Raw genomic sequence first — 14,833 nt, 5'->3', positions numbered from 1 at the left:
CCCGCCGCTCCCGGACGTTCCGCGCCCGCCTCCGCCCCCGGGCGGTCCGGCCCGGACGAAGGCCGGGCGCGCGCCGCACCCGAGTCTGAAGCGTCCGATGCCCAAGCGCACCGATCTCTCCTCCATCCTCATCATCGGTGCGGGCCCGATCGTCATCGGGCAGGCATGCGAGTTCGACTATTCCGGCACCCAGGCCTGCAAGGCCCTGAAGGAGGAAGGCTACCGGATCGTCCTCGTCAACTCGAACCCGGCCACGATCATGACCGATCCGGATCTCGCCGACGCGACCTACGTCGAGCCGATCACGCCCGAGATCGTCGCCCAGATCATCGAGAAGGAGCGGCCCGACGCGCTGCTGCCGACCATGGGCGGGCAGACCGCGCTGAACTGCGCGCTCTCGCTCAAGCGCATGGGCGTGCTGGAGCAGTACGGCGTGCAGATGATCGGCGCCACCGCGGAGGCGATCGACAAGGCCGAGGACCGCCACCTCTTCCGCGACGCGATGACGAGGATCGGCCTCGAGACCCCGAAATCGGCGCTCGCCAACGCCTCGGCGGCCAAGAAGGCGGACCGGCAGAAGTACCTCGCCGAGGTCGCCCGGATCGAGGCCGCCGCGGCCGATCCGGACGCCCGCAAGGCCGCCCTTGTGGCCTTCGAGAAGAAGTGGGCGGCGGGCGAGAACGACCGGCGCAAGCGCTACGGCGAGCACGCCATCGGCCAGGCCCTGATCGCCCTCGCGGAGGTCGGCCTGCCGGCGATCATCCGGCCCTCCTTCACCCTCGGGGGCACCGGCGGCGGCATCGCCTACAACCGGGAGGAGTTTCTGGAGATCGTCGAGCGCGGCATCGACGCCTCCCCGACGAACGAGGTCCTGGTCGAGGAATCGGTGCTCGGCTGGAAGGAGTACGAGATGGAGGTGGTCCGCGACCGCGCGGACAACTGCATCATCGTCTGCTCCATCGAGAACATCGATCCCATGGGGGTGCACACGGGCGATTCCATCACCGTGGCGCCGGCGCTGACGCTGACCGACAAGGAGTACCAGCGCATGCGCGACGCCTCCCTGGCGGTCCTGCGCGAGATCGGCGTCGAGACCGGCGGCTCGAACGTGCAGTTCGCCATCGACCCGGCCACCGGCCGGATGATCGTCATCGAGATGAACCCGCGCGTCTCGCGCTCCTCGGCCCTCGCCTCGAAGGCCACCGGCTTCCCGATCGCCAAGGTCGCGGCGAAGCTCGCGGTCGGCTACACGCTCGACGAGATCGCCAACGACATCACGGGCGGCGCCACCCCGGCCTCGTTCGAGCCGACGATCGACTACGTCGTCACCAAGATCCCGCGCTTCGCGTTCGAGAAGTTCCCGGGCGCCGAGCCGACCCTGACCACCGCCATGAAGTCGGTGGGCGAGGCCATGGCGATCGGGCGCTGCTTCGCCGAGTCGCTCCAGAAGGCCCTGCGCTCCCTGGAGACGGGCCTCACCGGCCTCGACGAGATCGAGATCGAGGGCCTCGGCAAGGGCGACGACCGCAACGCCATCAAGGCGGCGATCGGCACCCCGACCCCCGACCGGCTGCTCAACGTGGCGCAGGCGCTCCGCCTCGGCGTGAGCCACCAGGAGGTGCACGCCTCCTGCAGGATCGATCCCTGGTTCCTCGAGCAGCTCCAGGCGATCATCGACCTCGAGAACAAGGTCAAGCGCTTCGGCCTGCCCGCCACCCCGGGCGCCTTCCGGCAGCTCAAGGCGGCGGGCTTCTCGGACGCGCGCCTCGCGGTGCTCGCCGGCACGGACGAGGCCGGCGTGCGCGAGGCCCGCCGGGCGCTCGCGGTGCGGCCGGTGTTCAAGCGCATCGACACCTGCGCGGCGGAGTTCAAGGCGCCGACCGCCTACATGTACTCGACCTACGTCGCGCCCTTCGCCGGCACGGTCGCGGACGAGGCCCGGCCCACGGACGCCCGCAAGGTGATCATCCTCGGCGGCGGCCCGAACCGGATCGGCCAGGGCATCGAGTTCGACTATTGCTGCTGCCACGCCTGCTTCGCCCTCAGCGCCGCCGGCTTCGAGACGATCATGGTCAACTGCAACCCGGAGACGGTCTCGACGGATTACGACACGTCGGACCGGCTCTACTTCGAGCCCCTGACCGCCGAGGACGTGCTGGAGATCATCGAGACCGAGCGCCAGGCCGGCACGCTGCACGGCGTCATCGTGCAGTTCGGCGGCCAGACGCCGCTGAAGCTCGCCCGCGCCCTCGAGGAGGCCGGCGTGCCGATCCTCGGCACGTCGCCGGACGCCATCGACCTCGCGGAGGACCGCGACCGGTTCAAGCGCCTCCTCGACAAGCTGCACATGAAGCAGCCCAAGAACGGCATCGCCTACTCGGTCGAGCAGAGCCGGCTCGTCGCCGCCGACCTCGGCCTGCCCTTCGTGGTGCGGCCCTCCTACGTGCTCGGCGGGCGCGCCATGGCGATCATCCGCGACGAGACCCAGTTCGCCGACTACCTCCTCGACACGCTCCCGAGCCTGATCCCCTCCGACGTGAAGGCGCGCTACCCCAACGACAAGACCGGGCAGATCAACACGGTGCTGGGCAAGAACCCGCTCCTGTTCGACCGCTACCTCTCGGACGCGATCGAGGTCGACGTCGACGCGGTCTCGGACGGGCGGGACGTCTTCATCGCCGGCATCATGGAGCACATCGAGGAGGCGGGCATCCACTCGGGCGACTCGGCCTGCTCCCTGCCCCCGCGCTCGCTGCCGCCCGAGACCATCGCCGAGCTGGAGCGCCAGACCCGGGGGCTGGCGCTCGCCCTCGAGGTCGGGGGCCTGATGAACGTGCAGTACGCGATCAAGGACGGCACGATCTACGTGCTGGAGGTCAACCCCCGCGCCTCCCGCACCGTGCCGTTCGTCGCCAAGGTGATCGGCCAGCCCATCGCCAAGATCGCCGCCCGGGTGATGGCGGGCGAGCCCCTCGCGAGCTTCGGCCTGGAGCGGCGGCCGCTCCAGCACATCGGGGTCAAGGAGGCGGTGTTCCCGTTCGCGCGCTTCCCCGGGGTCGACGTCCTGCTCGGCCCGGAGATGCGCTCCACCGGCGAGGTCATCGGCCTCGACCGGAGCTTCGGCGTCGCCTTCGCCAAGAGCCAGCTCGGCTCCGGCACCCAGGTGCCGAAATCCGGCACCGTCTTCGTGTCGGTGCGCGACGCCGACAAGGCCCGCATCCTGCCCGCGATCCGGATGCTGGCCGATGTCGGCTTCTCGGTCGTCGCCACCACCGGGACGCAGCGCTTCCTGGCGCAGCACGGCGTGCCGGCCGCCCGCATCAACAAGGTGCTGGAGGGCCGGCCCCACGTCGTCGACGCCATCAAGAACGGCGAGATCCACCTCGTGTTCAACACGACCGAGGGCGCGGGCGCCCTGTCGGACTCCCGGTCCCTGCGCCGGGCCGCCCTCTTGCATAAAGTCCCGTACTACACCACTCTCGCAGGGGCGATGGCAGCCGCCGAGGGGATCAAGGCCTATCTCGAGGACGATCTCCAGGTGCGTGCCTTGCAGGAATATTTCGTGGCCTGATCCATGGGACGCGGGTATACGCCCGCCGTGACGACGTCGCGCCCATTCAGGGTGGTCTGAACAGGCCTGGTCGAGAGTGGCTCTCCCTCTCACCGGGCCCATTACTTGTGACGCGAGACGACGACGATGGACAAGGTTCCGATCACGGTGCGGGGATTCGCGGCTCTGGAGCAGGAGCTGAAGCGCCGCCAGCAGGAGGAGCGCCCGCGCATCATCCAGGCGATCTCGGAGGCGCGCGCGCTCGGCGACCTGTCGGAGAACGCCGAGTACCACGCCGCCAAGGAGGCCCAGTCCCTCAACGAGGGCCGGGTGCTCGAGCTGGAGAGCCTGATCTCCCGCGCCGAGATCATCGACGTGGCCAAGCTGTCGGGGTCGAAGATCAAGTTCGGTGCCACCGTCAAGCTCGTGGACGAGGACACCGAGGAGGAGAAGACCTACCAGATCGTCGGCGAGCCCGAGGCGGACGTGCATTCGGGCCGGGTCTCGATCACCTCCCCGATCGCCCGCGCGCTGATCGGCAAGGCCGTCGGCGACACCGTCGAGGTCTCGACGCCGGGCGGCGGCAAGTCCTACGAGGTCGTCGGCGTGCGGTTCGGAGCCTGAGGGCGCCCGGGCGCGGCGGACCGGACGACGTGAGCCAGACGACGCGGCGCGCCGGCCCGCGGCCGCGCCCCGCAGCCGGGCGAGCCCGCGCGGCCGCCCTGGTGCGGGGGCTCGTCGGCGCGCTGCTCGCCGGGATCCTCGCCGCCGGCACGGCGGCGGCGCAGGACGACCGCCTGCCCCCCGGGACGCGGTTCTCCGCGATTCGGGTCGATGTCGGCCCGCTCCAGGCCCAGGGCCTCGACGGCTTCGCGCTCCAGGTGCGGGGCGACCTGCAGGCCGCCCTCGGGCGGGTCTTCGCGGACCGTCTCGGCGGCCCCGGCCCGGTCCTCGTCGTCCGGGTGACCGGCGTATCGCTCAACGCCTACGCGGGCAGCGACTCGCGCCACGGCCGCGGCGGCGGCAGCAACACCGACTACCTCGACGGCGAGGCCCTGGTGCTCGGCCGCAAGGGCGAGGTGCTGCTGCGCCGTCCCCAGCTCTCGGCCACGCCCGCGAGCTACGGCGGCGCCTGGTACGACCCCGCCTCGGAGCGCCGCCGCACGACGGTGCTGGCCGAGCACTACGCCGCGTGGCTCAAGCGCGGGCTCGGGCTCGACTGACGCGGCCCCCCGCCGGCGCCGGCCGGCCCGCGGCCCGCGCCGGCCCGCGGCCTCAGCGGCCCGGGCCGAAATCCGCCGCCGCGAGCAGGGCCCGGTCGAGGTCGTCGCTGCCGCCCCGGTCGGCGCCGAGGGCCTCCCGCAGCGCCGCCTCGGTGTCGTAGATCATCACGTCGCAGGCGGCCGTGGCGGCCTCCGGCGAGAGCCGGATGCAGGTGCGCAGCACGTAGCGGCCGTCGCCGGTGCGGTAGAGCGTCTGGGTGATCGGCAGGGCCGCGTCGTCGCGGCTCCGCGCGGATCCGATCGGCGTGGCAAACAACCTCACGACGTCGCTGCAATCCGTCATCGCCGATCCTTCGTCGCCACGCACGCGTCCCGGGGCGAGGCGGGGCGCCCTCGCGGCCCGGCTCCGGATGATCCGCGAGGACGACCGCATCCTGCCTGCGCGACATCGCGGGATGGCGATCGATCTCGACACAGTCCCGCCGGCCCGCGCCCCTGGATTACGCTTCGCAAGTACAGGCCCGACATCCCTTATTTGAGGTAAATGACCCGATCGGTATAGTGCGCCTGCCACCGTTTGACCGTTAGGTGGCGGGGCGGGACCGGCGGGTGCGGGGCGGGATGGCGGGGTCGCGCGAGAATCGCCTGGGGGAGGTTGTCGACCGCTTCTACGAGGCGGCCCTGCGGCCCGAGCTCTGGCGTACGGCGCTGCACGCCTACAGCGAGGCGCTCGGGGCCGAGGGGGCGCTCATCTTGCCCGGGCCCCGCGCCGCCGTCGCGCCGGCCTGCTCGGAGGGCCTGGACGCGGTCGTGAGCCGCGGCGTCGACGAGGGCTGGTTCGCGGACAATCCCCGGGTGACGCGCGGGATCCCGGCCCTGAAGGACACCCGCGGCGTGCTGGTCGAGTCCCAGATCTTCACGCCCCGGGAGCTCGACCACCTGCCCTTCAACGCCGACTTCGTCGCCCGCTCGGGGTTCCGCTGGTTCGCCGGCATCTACCTGGTCGCCTCCGGGCAGGACAGCGTCATGCTGTCGGTCGAGCGCAAGCCCGGCCAGGAACCGTTCTCCCACCGGGAGATCGCCCAGATCGGCCGGATGCTGCCGCACTTCCAGCGGGCCGGGGAGGTCGCGCTGCGCCTCGCCGAGACGCGGGCCTCGTCGATCCTCGAGGCCTTCGAGCTGATGCGCTGCGGCGGCCTGCTGCTCGACGGCACCGGGCGCGTCGTCGGCCAGAACGGGCGGGCCCGCGCGATGGGCGGCCGGACCCTGCGCGTGGTGCAGGGCACGCTCGTCGCCCATCCGGCGGCCACCAACGCGGCCCTCGGGCGCCTGATCGGGAGCGTGATCGGGCGCGGCCCCGCCCACGCGGCGCCGGCCGCGCCGCCGGTGGCGGTGCCCCGCGAGGGCGGGCCGCCCCTGGTCGTGCACGCCGCCCCCCTGGTCGCCTCGGGGCAGGAGCCGTTCCGGCGAGCCCGGGCCGTGCTGCTGATCCGCGACCCCGCCGAGGCCGGCGAGGTCGGCGACGCCCTGCTGCGGCAGGCCTTCGGCCTCACGGCCGCGGAGGCGCGCCTCGCCAACGCGCTGGCGCGGGGCCGCGACCTCGCCGAGGTCGCGGCGGCGGGCGGCACGACGGTCGCCACCCTGCGCAGCCAGCTCAAGGCCGTGTTCGCCAAGACCGGAACGCACCGGCAGGCCGAGCTCGTCGCCCTCCTCGTCCGCATGGCCCTGCCGGCCTGAACGGCCGGCGCTCACGCCTCGCCGAGCGGCGCGATCGGGTCGTCCTTGATCTGGTCGATGGCGAGCGCGGTGCGCACGCTGCGCACGTTCGGCAGGCCCGTGAGGTAGCCGACCATCTGCTGGAACGCCGCCAGGTTCGGGGCCACGCACTTGAGCAGGAAGTCCGTCTCCCCCGAGAGCGTCCAGCACTCGCGCACCAGGGGCCAGCCGCGCATCTGCGCCGCGAAGGCGGCGAGGTCCGCCTGCCCCTGCGCGGCGAGCTGCACCATGGCGAAGCACACGACCTCGTAGCCCAGGGCCTTCGGGTCGAGGAGCGCCCGGTAGCCCCGGATGATCCCGGCCTCCTCCAGCGCCCGGACCCGGCGCAGGCACGGCGGCGCCGAGAGGCCGACGCGCCGGGCGAGCTCGACGTTGGTGATGTTGCCGTCGGCCTGCAATTCCCGGAGGATCGCCCAGTCGATGGCGTCGAGGCGGGCGGGCACGGGAGCGGGCGTTCCTGGCGGCTTGTGCGGGCGAAGCCCGGTCACTACCCGCCCGCCGGAGCCGACACAAGCGGGCGCGCGGCCGTCGCCGCCCCGTCCGGGATGCCGAGGGAAATATGTTTTCGAACGACCCGATTTACTCGGGCGCCGGGCGGCCTACTTCGAATCAGCGGCATCGCGCTGCCGAGGCGACCACGATGGCAATCAACTTTCTCAGCGTCGGCCGCAATGCAGGCCGCTTCGAGGGCGACGTGCAGCTGCAGGTCAGCCGGGCCGCGCGGCTGCGGGCCGAGCTGGACCAGGACGCGGCCACGCGCGAGGAGAAGATCGCGCACCTCAAGGCCCTGCGCCTCCTGCGGGACGCCGCCCCGACGGCGCCGGTCCCGGCCTGAGGGCGCACGCGCCGGGGGCGCCGGGCCCTACAGCGTCGCCCAGAGCCGGGCCAGGCGGGTCTGGGCGGCCTCGCCCAGGGTCTGCGCGTGCTCGTAGGCGCGCCGGTCGTCGGCGGCCTCGGCCCGCTGCATCCGGCCGAGGGCCCAGCGGATGCGGCAGCGCTCGCGCTCGATCCGGGGGACCGTGACGCGCACGCGCTCGCAGATCACGTCCCGCACGTCGTCGAGCCCGCGGCCGTACGCTCGCCTGTTCCTCCGCCCGGAGGTGAAGGCCGGCCCACACCTCGGTGTGGCGGAGCAGGCCCTGGTGATCGTGGCGCGCCCGCGCCCGGCGGATCTGCCGGCAGGTCAGGTCGAGCCGGAGCGTGAGGAGGCGGAGCCGGAACGTGCCGAGGAGGCCCGGGGGGACGTGCGCTTTCCGGGGATAGTCGGTGGGCATCACATCCTCCGTGATGCGGCGCGCCGTCGGACCGGCGCGGCTCTCCTCGTATCATGGACGTCCTCCCGGCAGCCCGCGTTGTTCATCGCGATCCGGAAATATTTTTCGGACAGGCTGGGCGAACCGTGCCATGATGATTTGCCAGCTATCCGGGCGCGCGTCGATTAAGCGGCTCTGGATCGCGTCTGGTCCGCTGTGTTCTTCATCAGTACGCGCGATCGGCGCCGCGGGGCGGAGTTCCTGCCTGCGCGCGGCGTGCTGGTCGCGTCGATCCGCCAGCCATCACCGAGGGAGCTTCCCATGGGATCCGATCGCAAGCGCGGGAACCGCGAGGTCAAGAAGCCCAAGAAGGAGAAGCCGCAGGCCAGTGCCGCGGCCCCGAGCCTCAAGGGCGGGATCTCGGCGAGCGCGCGGTCCGAGCAGAAGAAGTGACGGCCTGACCGGTCGGCGCCCGCGGGACCTCCGGGTCCGCGGCGCCCGGCCGGCGTCCCGGGCGCCGCGGCCGGTCCCGGCGCCTGGGCGACGATTGCTCCGCTCCGCGCACCCGCCCCGCGACGGCCGCGGATCGAGGGCGCGCACGGCCCCGGCCGCCCCGCCTCCGGCAGGACGCGCGGGCCGAGGGAGCCGCCGGCCCGTGCCGGGCCAGGCGGCGGACACCTCGAGACTCCGTTCCGTCAGGGTGCGGTCCGCTTTGCGCGCCGGAGCGGCCGGCGGGGCGGCGGCCGTCACCGTCTGGCCGCCGCGGACGTGGACCCGGCCGCCCCCGGGGGACCGGCCGGGGACGAGCCCGTCCGTCCCCGCCCCACGGACGTGATCCACATCACAGAAGGAGAGGCCGCACGCGGTCAATCTGCTCCCACATCGCACGAACAGGAGCAGACATGACCAGGTCAGTACTTCGCGCAGCCCTCGTCGCCGGCATCGCGGCGGTCGCGCTCGCCGGTGCCGCGCAGGCCCGCGGCTTCGGCGGCGGCCACCGGGGCGGCTCCGGCGGCCACGGCGGCGGCTTCCACGGCGGCTTCCACGGCGGGGGTTTCCAGGGCGGGGGCGTCCGGAACGGCGGCCTCGGCAGCCGCGCCGGCATCGCGGTCGGCGAGCGCAATCCGGGCGGCCCCGGCGGACACCACCACGGGCACCACCACGGGCACCACGGACACCACCACGGACACCATCACGGGCACCACCACGGACACCATCACGGGCACCACTGGCACCACGGCTTCGGCTGGAACACCGGATGGGGCCTGCAACCGGTCGGCATCGCCCCGGCCTACGACGACGGCTGCGACGTCAGGCGGGTCGTCGACCGCTCCGGCAGGATCGTGGTGAGACGCGTCTGCGACTGAAGTCTCGGCAGGAACCCCGGACCGGACCGCACGGCCGGTCCGGGTCCCCCCGGCAGGGCGCCCTCCCCAGCCGGTGCGGCGCCCTACGCGCCGGGCGCGAACATCTCGTCGAACGAGTAGCCCGAGCCGCGCACGGTGCGGATCGGGTCCGGGTGGCGGGCGCGGTTGATGGCCTTGCGCAGGCGGCCGATATGCACGTCGACCGTGCGCTCGTCGATGTAGACGTCGTGGCCCCAGACACCGTCGAGGAGCTGCTCGCGCGAGAAGACCCGCCCGGGGCTCTGCATCAGGAACTCGAGCAGCTTGAACTCGGTCGGCCCGAGATGCAGCTCGCGGCCGTCGCGGCGCACGCGGTGGCTCACCCGGTCGAGCTCGATGTCGCCGGCGACGAGCAGGTGGGCGAGGTGCGCGGGCTTGGCGCGGCGCAGGAGCGAGCGCACCCGCGCCAGGAGCTCCGGCACGGAGAACGGCTTGACGATGTAGTCGTCGGCGCCGGTGGCGAGCCCGCGGACCCGGTCGCCCTCCTCGCCCCGCGCGGTCAGCATGATGACCGGCAGCCGCTCGGTCTCGCGCCGGGCCCGGATGCGCCGGCACAGCTCGATGCCCGAGAGGCCCGGCAGCATCCAGTCGAGCAGGACGAGGTCCGGCACCTGCTCGCGCAGGCGCAGGTCGGCCTCGTCGCCGCGGGCGACGGCGTCGACCGCGAAGCCCTCGGATTCCAGGTTGTAGCGCAGCAGGAGGGTCAGGGCCTCCTCGTCCTCGACGATCAGGATACGGGCGTTCATGGCGGGCGGTTCGGGTGGCGGGCCGGGGCGGTCAGGCCCCGGCCGGAGATTCGGCGGTGGCGAAGCTCGAGCGGTCGTTCTTGGGCCGGTCGCCCGCCAAGGTCTCGCCGGTGACGAGGTAGTGGATGGTCTCGGCGATGTTGGTGGTGTGGTCGCCGATGCGCTCGACGTTCTTGGCGCAGAACAGGAGGTGCGTGCAGAACGTGATGTTGCGCGGGTCCTCCATCATGTAGGTCAGGAGCTCGCGGAAGAGCGAGGTGTAGAGCGAGTCGATGTCGCCGTCCCGCTCCCAGACGTCGAAGGCGGCCTTGGTGTCCTGGGTGGCGTAGGCGTCGAGCACGTCCTTGAGCTGCGCCTGCACGAGCTCGCTCATGTGCTCCACGCCGACGACGATCTTCTGGAGCTGCACCTGGTCGCTGATCGCCACGACGCGCTTGGCCACGTTCTTGGCGAGGTCGCCGATGCGCTCGAGGTCGCCGGAGACGCGGATCGCCGAGATCGTCTCGCGCAGGTCGATCGCCATGGGCTGGCGGCGGGCGATCAGCAGGATCGCCCGCTCCTCGATCTCGCGCTGGAGGCCGTCGAGGCGCGGGTCGGCGGCGATCACGCTCTGGGCGAGGCCGACGTCGCGGCGCACGAGGGCGTGGCTCGCGTCGGCCATCATCTTCTCGGCGATGCCGCCCATCTCGGCGATGCTGCGGCGCAGGTTCTGCAGGTCGGTGTCGTAGGAGCTGACGATGTGGTTCGCCATGGGGCCGTCCTCCGAGGGGAACTCAGCCGAATCGGCCGGTGATGTAGTCCTGGGTCTGGCGCTTGGCCGGGTTCATGAACAGGCGGTTGGTCGGCCCGAACTCGATCAGCTCGCCGAGATACATGAAGGCGGTGAACTGCGAGATGCGGGCCGCCTGCTGCATGTTGTGGGTCACGATCGCGATCGTGAACTCGGACCGGAGCTGCTCGATCAGCTCCTCGATGCGGCCGGTCGAGATCGGGTCGAGGGCCGAGGTCGGCTCGTCGAGCAGGATCACCTCCGGGCGCTGCGCCACCGTGCGGGCGATGCAGAGCCGCTGCTGCTGGCCCCCCGACAGGCCCATGCCGGATTGCCGGAGCTTGTCCTTGACCTCGTCCCAGAGGGCGCCCTTGCGCAGGGCCTCCTCCACGCGGTCGTCGAGCTCGGCCTTCGGCAGGCGCTCGTAGAGCCGGATGCCGAACGCGATGTTGTCGTAGATCGACATCGGGAACGGGGTCGGCTTCTGGAACACCATGCCGACCCGCGCCCGCAGCTCGTTGAGGTCGATCGCCGGGTCGAGGATGTTGCGGCCGTCGAGCAGGATCTGCCCGTCGGCGCGCTGCTCGGGGTAGAGGCTGTAGATGCGGTTGAAGGTGCGCAGCAGGGTGGACTTGCCGCAGCCGGAGGGCCCGATCAGGGCCGTGACCTGGCGGTCGCGGAAGTCGAGGTTGATGTTCTTCAGGCCGCGGAAGTCGCCGTAGTAGAAGTTCACGTCCTTGACGGCGAGGCGGACCGGGGCGGATTCGTCGGCCCGGCTCTGGCCGACGACCGGCGCGGCGGTGGCGGTGGCGCTCATCGGGGATCTCCGGAGGGGGTCAGCGGGCCTTGACGCCGCGCAGGAAGAAGCGGGCCGTGATCGACAGGCCCAGGATCGTCGCGGTGATGAGCAGCGCCCCGGCCCAGGCGAGCTGGCGCCAGTTCTCGTAGGGCGAGAGGGCGAACTGGTAGATCATCACCGGCAGGTTGGCGACGCCGCCCATCAGGTTCGGGCTGAACCAGGAATTGTTGTTGAGGGCGGTGAACAGGAGCGGCGCGGTCTCGCCGGCGATGCGGGCGAGCGCCAGCAGGATGCCGGTGACGATGCCCGACTGCGCCGCCCGCCAGGTGACCTGGCGGATCACGATCGAGGCGGGCGCGCCGAGCGCGGCCCCCGCCTCCCGCAGGGCGCCCGGGACGAGCCGCAGCATGTCCTCGGTGGTGCGCACGATCACCGGGGTCGCGATGATGGCGAGCGCCACGCCCCCGGCCCAGCCCGAGTAGCCGCCCATCGGCCGCACCATCAGGGTGTAGACGAACAGGCCGATCAGGATCGACGGGGCCGAGAGCAGGATGTCGTTGAGGAAGCGGATCAGGTTGGCGAGGCCGGAGGTGCGGCCGTACTCCGCCAGGTAGGTGCCGGCCAGGACGCCGACCGGCGTCGCCACCACGATGCCGATCAGCGTCATCACGAGGCTGCCCAGGATCGCGTTGGCGATGCCGCCGCCCTCGGAGCCCGGGCCGGGCGTGACCTCGGTGAAGAGGGCCGGCGAGAGCCCGCGCAGGCCCTCGATGATCAGCATCAGCAGGATCGAGCCGAGCACCAGGGCGCCCAGGAACGTGGCGGCGGTGCAGAGCAGGATCAGCAGGCGGTCGGCCGTGCGCCGCCCGGCGCGGACACGGCCCCAAGCCTGCTGCGCAGGAAGGACCTGCTGCGCAGGAAGAGCCTGCTGCGCAGGGTAGGCCTGCGGCGCGGGGCTCGCCGGCACCGCCGGGACGGCCGCCTGGGGCGCGGGGGCGGACGGGGTCGGGGCATCCATCGGGGTTGTCTCCGTGCGGCGCTGGGTCAGGCCACCCTCGCGCGGCGCACCAGCAGCCGGGCGATGATGAGCACCACGAAGGTGACGACGAACAGGATGCACCCGAGCGCCATCAGGGCGTTGAGCTGCATGCCGTCCGCCTCGTTGAACTCGTTGGCGATGCGCGACGCGATGGTGGAGCCGGGATCGAAGATCGAGGCCGAGAGGCGGTTGGCGTTGCCGATCACGAAGGTGACCGCCATGGTCTCGCCGAGGGCGCGGCCGAGGCCCAGCATGATCGCCCCGATGATCGAGACCGAGGCCTGCGGGATCAGCACGTGGCGCACGACCTCCCAGGTGGTGCAGCCGATGCCGTAGGCGCTCTCGCGCAGCACGGTCGGGATCTGGTCGAGCATGTCGCGGGTGATCGAGGCCACGAAGGGCACGATCATGATCGCCAGGATGATGCCGGCGGTGAGCACGCCGACACCCGAGGGCACCTGCGCGTACAGGAGGGTGCCGACGACGGGCAGGCCCTCGACGAGGTTCGAGACCGGGATCTGCACGAAGCGCGCGAAGAGCGGCGCGAACACGAACAGGCCCCACATGCCGTAGATGATGCTCGGCACGGCGGCGAGCAGCTCGATCGTCATCGCGACGGGCCGCCGGGCCCAGCCGGGGCAGAGCTGGGTCAGGTAGATCGCGATGCCGAGGGAGACCGGCACGCCGATCAGGAGCGCCAGGAAGGCCGACACCAGGGTGCCGATGACGGCCACGAGGGCACCGTACTCCTCGCGTCCGACGTTCCAGGCGCTGGAGGTGAGGAAGCCCGGGCCGAAGGTCTGGAAGGCGGGCCAGCCGCCATACGCGATCGCCGCCAGGATGCCGGCCAGCACCAGGAGCACCAGCAGCGCCGAGGCGTAGGCGGCGGTGCGGAAGGCGCGGTCCGCGAGGCCGCCGGGGGTGCGGCGGGCGGCGGCGGGGCGCGACGCGAGAGCGACGTTTTCGGACAACGCGACCATCCGGGTTTCCTTGTCGACGAACGGAGCCTGTAGCGCGCCGCGCGGGGCGGCGCGAGCCGGGTGGCGGCGCCGGGGGCGGGCGGGCGCGGGCCGCCCGCCCCCGGGGTGCCTACATGCCGAGGACGGGCTTGCCGTCCTTGCCGACGATGCTCTTCCACTCGTCCTGGACCTGGGTCACGACCTTGTCGGGCAGCGGCACGTAGTCGAGGCTGGTCGCGAGCGTGTCGCCGTTCTTGTAGGCCCAGGCGAAGAACTTCAGCACCTCGGCGGTGCGCGCCGGCTCGGCCGGATTCTTGTGGACCAGGATGAAGGTCGCGGCGGTGATCGGCCAGGCCTTGGCGCCGGGCTGGTTGGTGAGCGAGATGCCGAAGCCCGGCGCCGCCTTCCAGTCGGCGTTGGCGGCGGCGGCCTGGAAGGCCTCGTCGCCCGGCATCGGGTACTGGCCGTCCCGGTTCTGGATCAGGGCCACCGCCAGGCTGTTCTGCTTGGCGTAGGCGTACTCGACGTACCCGATGGCGTTCGGCACCTGCTTGACGACGGCGGTGACGCCCTCGTTGCCCTTGCCGCCCTGGCCGGCCGGCCAGCTCACCGTGGTCGAGGCGCCGAACTCGGACTTCCAGGCCGGCGACACGTCCGACAGGTACGTGGTGAAGATGTTGGTGGTGCCGGAGGCGTCGGACCGGTAGACCGGCGTCAGCGGCGCGTCGGGCAGCTTCACGCCCTCGTTGAGCTTGGCGATCTTCGGGTCCGACCACTTGCGGATCTTGCCCTGGTAGATCTCGGCCAGGATCTCGCCGGTGAGCTTGATCTCGCCGGTCTTGAGCCCCGGGATGTTCACCACCGGGACGACGCCGCCCATCACGGTCGGGAACTGGACGAGGCCGTCCTTCTCGAGGGCGGCGCCCTTGAGCGGCGCGTCGGTGGCGCCGAAATCGACGGTCTTGGCCTGGATCTGCTTGACGCCGCCGCCGGAGCCGATCGACTGGTAGTTCAGGCCGTTGCCGGTGTCCCGGCGATAGACCTCGGACCACTTGGAGTAGACCGGGAACGGGAACGTGGCCCCGGCCCCCGTGATGTCGAGGGCCAGCGCCGAGGTGGCGATCTGGGCGGTCGCGAGCCCGATGGCGAGCGCGGTGGAGAAGGGTTTCACGTGACTCTCCGTGTTCGGGTCGATCTGGCACGGTGCCGGGGCCGGACCGGGGCCGCCGTCGCGCCGGGAGCCATAGGCCCCGCACGACGCCGGCCCTATGACGGTTGGATGACGATTGGATGACAGGGGCGGGTCTGCCCCC

At 72.1% G+C, this 14,833-nt stretch carries 16 protein-coding genes; 7 read left to right on the top strand and 9 right to left on the bottom strand.

The window, feature by feature from the left end; genetic code table 11:
- Positions 1-97: 97 nt before the first annotated feature.
- From carB to DT057_RS17850, 3 genes are all read left to right on the top strand, one after another.
- Positions 98-3,571 carry a carbamoyl-phosphate synthase large subunit gene (gene carB / locus DT057_RS17860; RefSeq protein ID WP_128563453.1) on the top strand — a complete coding sequence of 1,158 codons (3,474 nt, stop codon included), beginning with the start codon at positions 98-100 and terminating at the stop codon, positions 3,569-3,571.
- 126 nt (positions 3,572-3,697) lie between these two features.
- Positions 3,698-4,174 (top strand): transcription elongation factor GreA, encoded by a 477-nt coding sequence (gene greA / locus DT057_RS17855; protein WP_128563452.1) that lies wholly within the window; start codon positions 3,698-3,700, stop codon positions 4,172-4,174.
- Between the two features lie 98 nt (positions 4,175-4,272).
- Entirely contained in the window at positions 4,273-4,773 is a 501-nt protein-coding gene (locus tag DT057_RS17850; RefSeq protein WP_407068118.1) for a hypothetical protein, read from the top strand.
- Between the two features lie 52 nt (positions 4,774-4,825).
- Here the strand turns inward: DT057_RS17850 and DT057_RS35515 are convergent, their stop codons facing one another.
- Entirely contained in the window at positions 4,826-5,116 is a 291-nt protein-coding gene (locus tag DT057_RS35515) for a hypothetical protein (protein ID WP_162501439.1), read from the bottom strand.
- A 278-nt stretch (positions 5,117-5,394) separates the two neighbouring features.
- Between DT057_RS35515 and DT057_RS17840 the strand changes: the two genes are divergently transcribed.
- Entirely contained in the window at positions 5,395-6,510 is a 1,116-nt protein-coding gene (locus DT057_RS17840) for a helix-turn-helix transcriptional regulator (protein ID WP_128563450.1), read from the top strand.
- A gap of 11 nt (positions 6,511-6,521) precedes the next feature.
- On the opposite strand, the gene DT057_RS17835 is transcribed toward DT057_RS17840, so the two are convergent.
- Complete coding sequence (locus tag DT057_RS17835) at positions 6,522-6,992, bottom strand: Lrp/AsnC family transcriptional regulator (RefSeq protein WP_128563449.1); 471 nt, start codon at positions 6,990-6,992, stop codon at positions 6,522-6,524.
- 197 nt (positions 6,993-7,189) lie between these two features.
- On the opposite strand from DT057_RS17835, the gene DT057_RS17830 reads away from it, so the two are divergent.
- On the top strand, positions 7,190-7,384 hold the full coding sequence (locus DT057_RS17830; RefSeq protein WP_128563448.1) for a hypothetical protein: 195 nt from the start codon (positions 7,190-7,192) through the stop codon (positions 7,382-7,384).
- Between the two features lie 27 nt (positions 7,385-7,411).
- Here DT057_RS17830 and DT057_RS17825 read toward each other — a convergent pair whose 3' ends face one another.
- Positions 7,412-7,603 (bottom strand): hypothetical protein, encoded by a 192-nt coding sequence (locus DT057_RS17825; RefSeq protein WP_128563447.1) that lies wholly within the window; start codon positions 7,601-7,603, stop codon positions 7,412-7,414.
- Between the two features lie 520 nt (positions 7,604-8,123).
- Here DT057_RS17825 and DT057_RS37245 point away from each other — a divergent pair.
- Positions 8,124-8,255, top strand: coding sequence for a hypothetical protein (locus tag DT057_RS37245; RefSeq protein WP_269153052.1), 132 nt, complete (start codon positions 8,124-8,126; stop codon positions 8,253-8,255).
- 449 nt (positions 8,256-8,704) lie between these two features.
- On the top strand, positions 8,705-9,169 hold the full coding sequence (locus DT057_RS17820; RefSeq protein WP_203236305.1) for a hypothetical protein: 465 nt from the start codon (positions 8,705-8,707) through the stop codon (positions 9,167-9,169).
- 83 nt (positions 9,170-9,252) lie between these two features.
- Here the strand turns inward: DT057_RS17820 and phoB are convergent, their stop codons facing one another.
- From phoB to pstS, 6 genes are all read right to left on the bottom strand, one after another.
- Positions 9,253-9,954 (bottom strand): phosphate regulon transcriptional regulator PhoB, encoded by a 702-nt coding sequence (gene phoB / locus DT057_RS17815; RefSeq protein WP_128563446.1) that lies wholly within the window; start codon positions 9,952-9,954, stop codon positions 9,253-9,255.
- 31 nt (positions 9,955-9,985) lie between these two features.
- Entirely contained in the window at positions 9,986-10,705 is a 720-nt protein-coding gene (gene phoU, locus DT057_RS17810; RefSeq protein ID WP_128563445.1) for a phosphate signaling complex protein PhoU, read from the bottom strand.
- A 22-nt stretch (positions 10,706-10,727) separates the two neighbouring features.
- Positions 10,728-11,540 (bottom strand): phosphate ABC transporter ATP-binding protein PstB, encoded by an 813-nt coding sequence (gene pstB, locus DT057_RS17805; protein ID WP_128563444.1) that lies wholly within the window; start codon positions 11,538-11,540, stop codon positions 10,728-10,730.
- A gap of 19 nt (positions 11,541-11,559) precedes the next feature.
- On the bottom strand, positions 11,560-12,540 hold the full coding sequence (pstA, locus tag DT057_RS17800; protein ID WP_128563443.1) for a phosphate ABC transporter permease PstA: 981 nt from the start codon (positions 12,538-12,540) through the stop codon (positions 11,560-11,562).
- A 26-nt stretch (positions 12,541-12,566) separates the two neighbouring features.
- A complete protein-coding gene (pstC, locus tag DT057_RS17795; protein ID WP_128563442.1) occupies positions 12,567-13,541 on the bottom strand; it encodes a phosphate ABC transporter permease subunit PstC in 975 nt (324 codons plus the stop codon).
- 109 nt (positions 13,542-13,650) lie between these two features.
- Complete coding sequence (gene pstS, locus DT057_RS17790; RefSeq protein WP_128563441.1) at positions 13,651-14,691, bottom strand: phosphate ABC transporter substrate-binding protein PstS; 1,041 nt, start codon at positions 14,689-14,691, stop codon at positions 13,651-13,653.
- Positions 14,692-14,833: the final 142 nt, after the last annotated feature.

Origin of the sequence: Methylobacterium crusticola (assembly GCF_003574465.1) — a bacterium.
In the GTDB taxonomy this organism is placed as follows: Bacteria; Pseudomonadota; Alphaproteobacteria; order Rhizobiales; family Beijerinckiaceae; genus Methylobacterium; species Methylobacterium crusticola.
The sequence above is the reverse complement of the archived record's forward strand: the minus strand, read 5'-3'. Positions and strand labels throughout refer to the sequence as shown.

What these genes read in the sequence shown, in the direction of transcription:
- carB (WP_128563453.1), top strand. Translation starts at nt 98, where the DNA reads ATGCCCAAGCGCACCGATCTCTCCTCCATCCTCATCATCGGTGCGGGC.
- greA (WP_128563452.1), top strand. Translation starts at nt 3,698, where the DNA reads ATGGACAAGGTTCCGATCACGGTGCGGGGATTCGCGGCTCTGGAGCAG.
- DT057_RS35515 (WP_162501439.1), bottom strand. Translation starts at nt 5,116, where the DNA reads ATGACGGATTGCAGCGACGTCGTGAGGTTGTTTGCCACGCCGATCGGA.
- DT057_RS17840 (WP_128563450.1), top strand. Translation starts at nt 5,395, where the DNA reads ATGGCGGGGTCGCGCGAGAATCGCCTGGGGGAGGTTGTCGACCGCTTC.
- DT057_RS17830 (WP_128563448.1), top strand. Translation starts at nt 7,190, where the DNA reads ATGGCAATCAACTTTCTCAGCGTCGGCCGCAATGCAGGCCGCTTCGAG.
- DT057_RS37245 (WP_269153052.1), top strand. Translation starts at nt 8,124, where the DNA reads ATGGGATCCGATCGCAAGCGCGGGAACCGCGAGGTCAAGAAGCCCAAG.
- DT057_RS17820 (WP_203236305.1), top strand. Translation starts at nt 8,705, where the DNA reads ATGACCAGGTCAGTACTTCGCGCAGCCCTCGTCGCCGGCATCGCGGCG.
- phoB (WP_128563446.1), bottom strand. Translation starts at nt 9,954, where the DNA reads ATGAACGCCCGTATCCTGATCGTCGAGGACGAGGAGGCCCTGACCCTC.
- phoU (WP_128563445.1), bottom strand. Translation starts at nt 10,705, where the DNA reads ATGGCGAACCACATCGTCAGCTCCTACGACACCGACCTGCAGAACCTG.
- pstB (WP_128563444.1), bottom strand. Translation starts at nt 11,540, where the DNA reads ATGAGCGCCACCGCCACCGCCGCGCCGGTCGTCGGCCAGAGCCGGGCC.
- pstA (WP_128563443.1), bottom strand. Translation starts at nt 12,540, where the DNA reads ATGGATGCCCCGACCCCGTCCGCCCCCGCGCCCCAGGCGGCCGTCCCG.
- pstC (WP_128563442.1), bottom strand. Translation starts at nt 13,541, where the DNA reads ATGGTCGCGTTGTCCGAAAACGTCGCTCTCGCGTCGCGCCCCGCCGCC.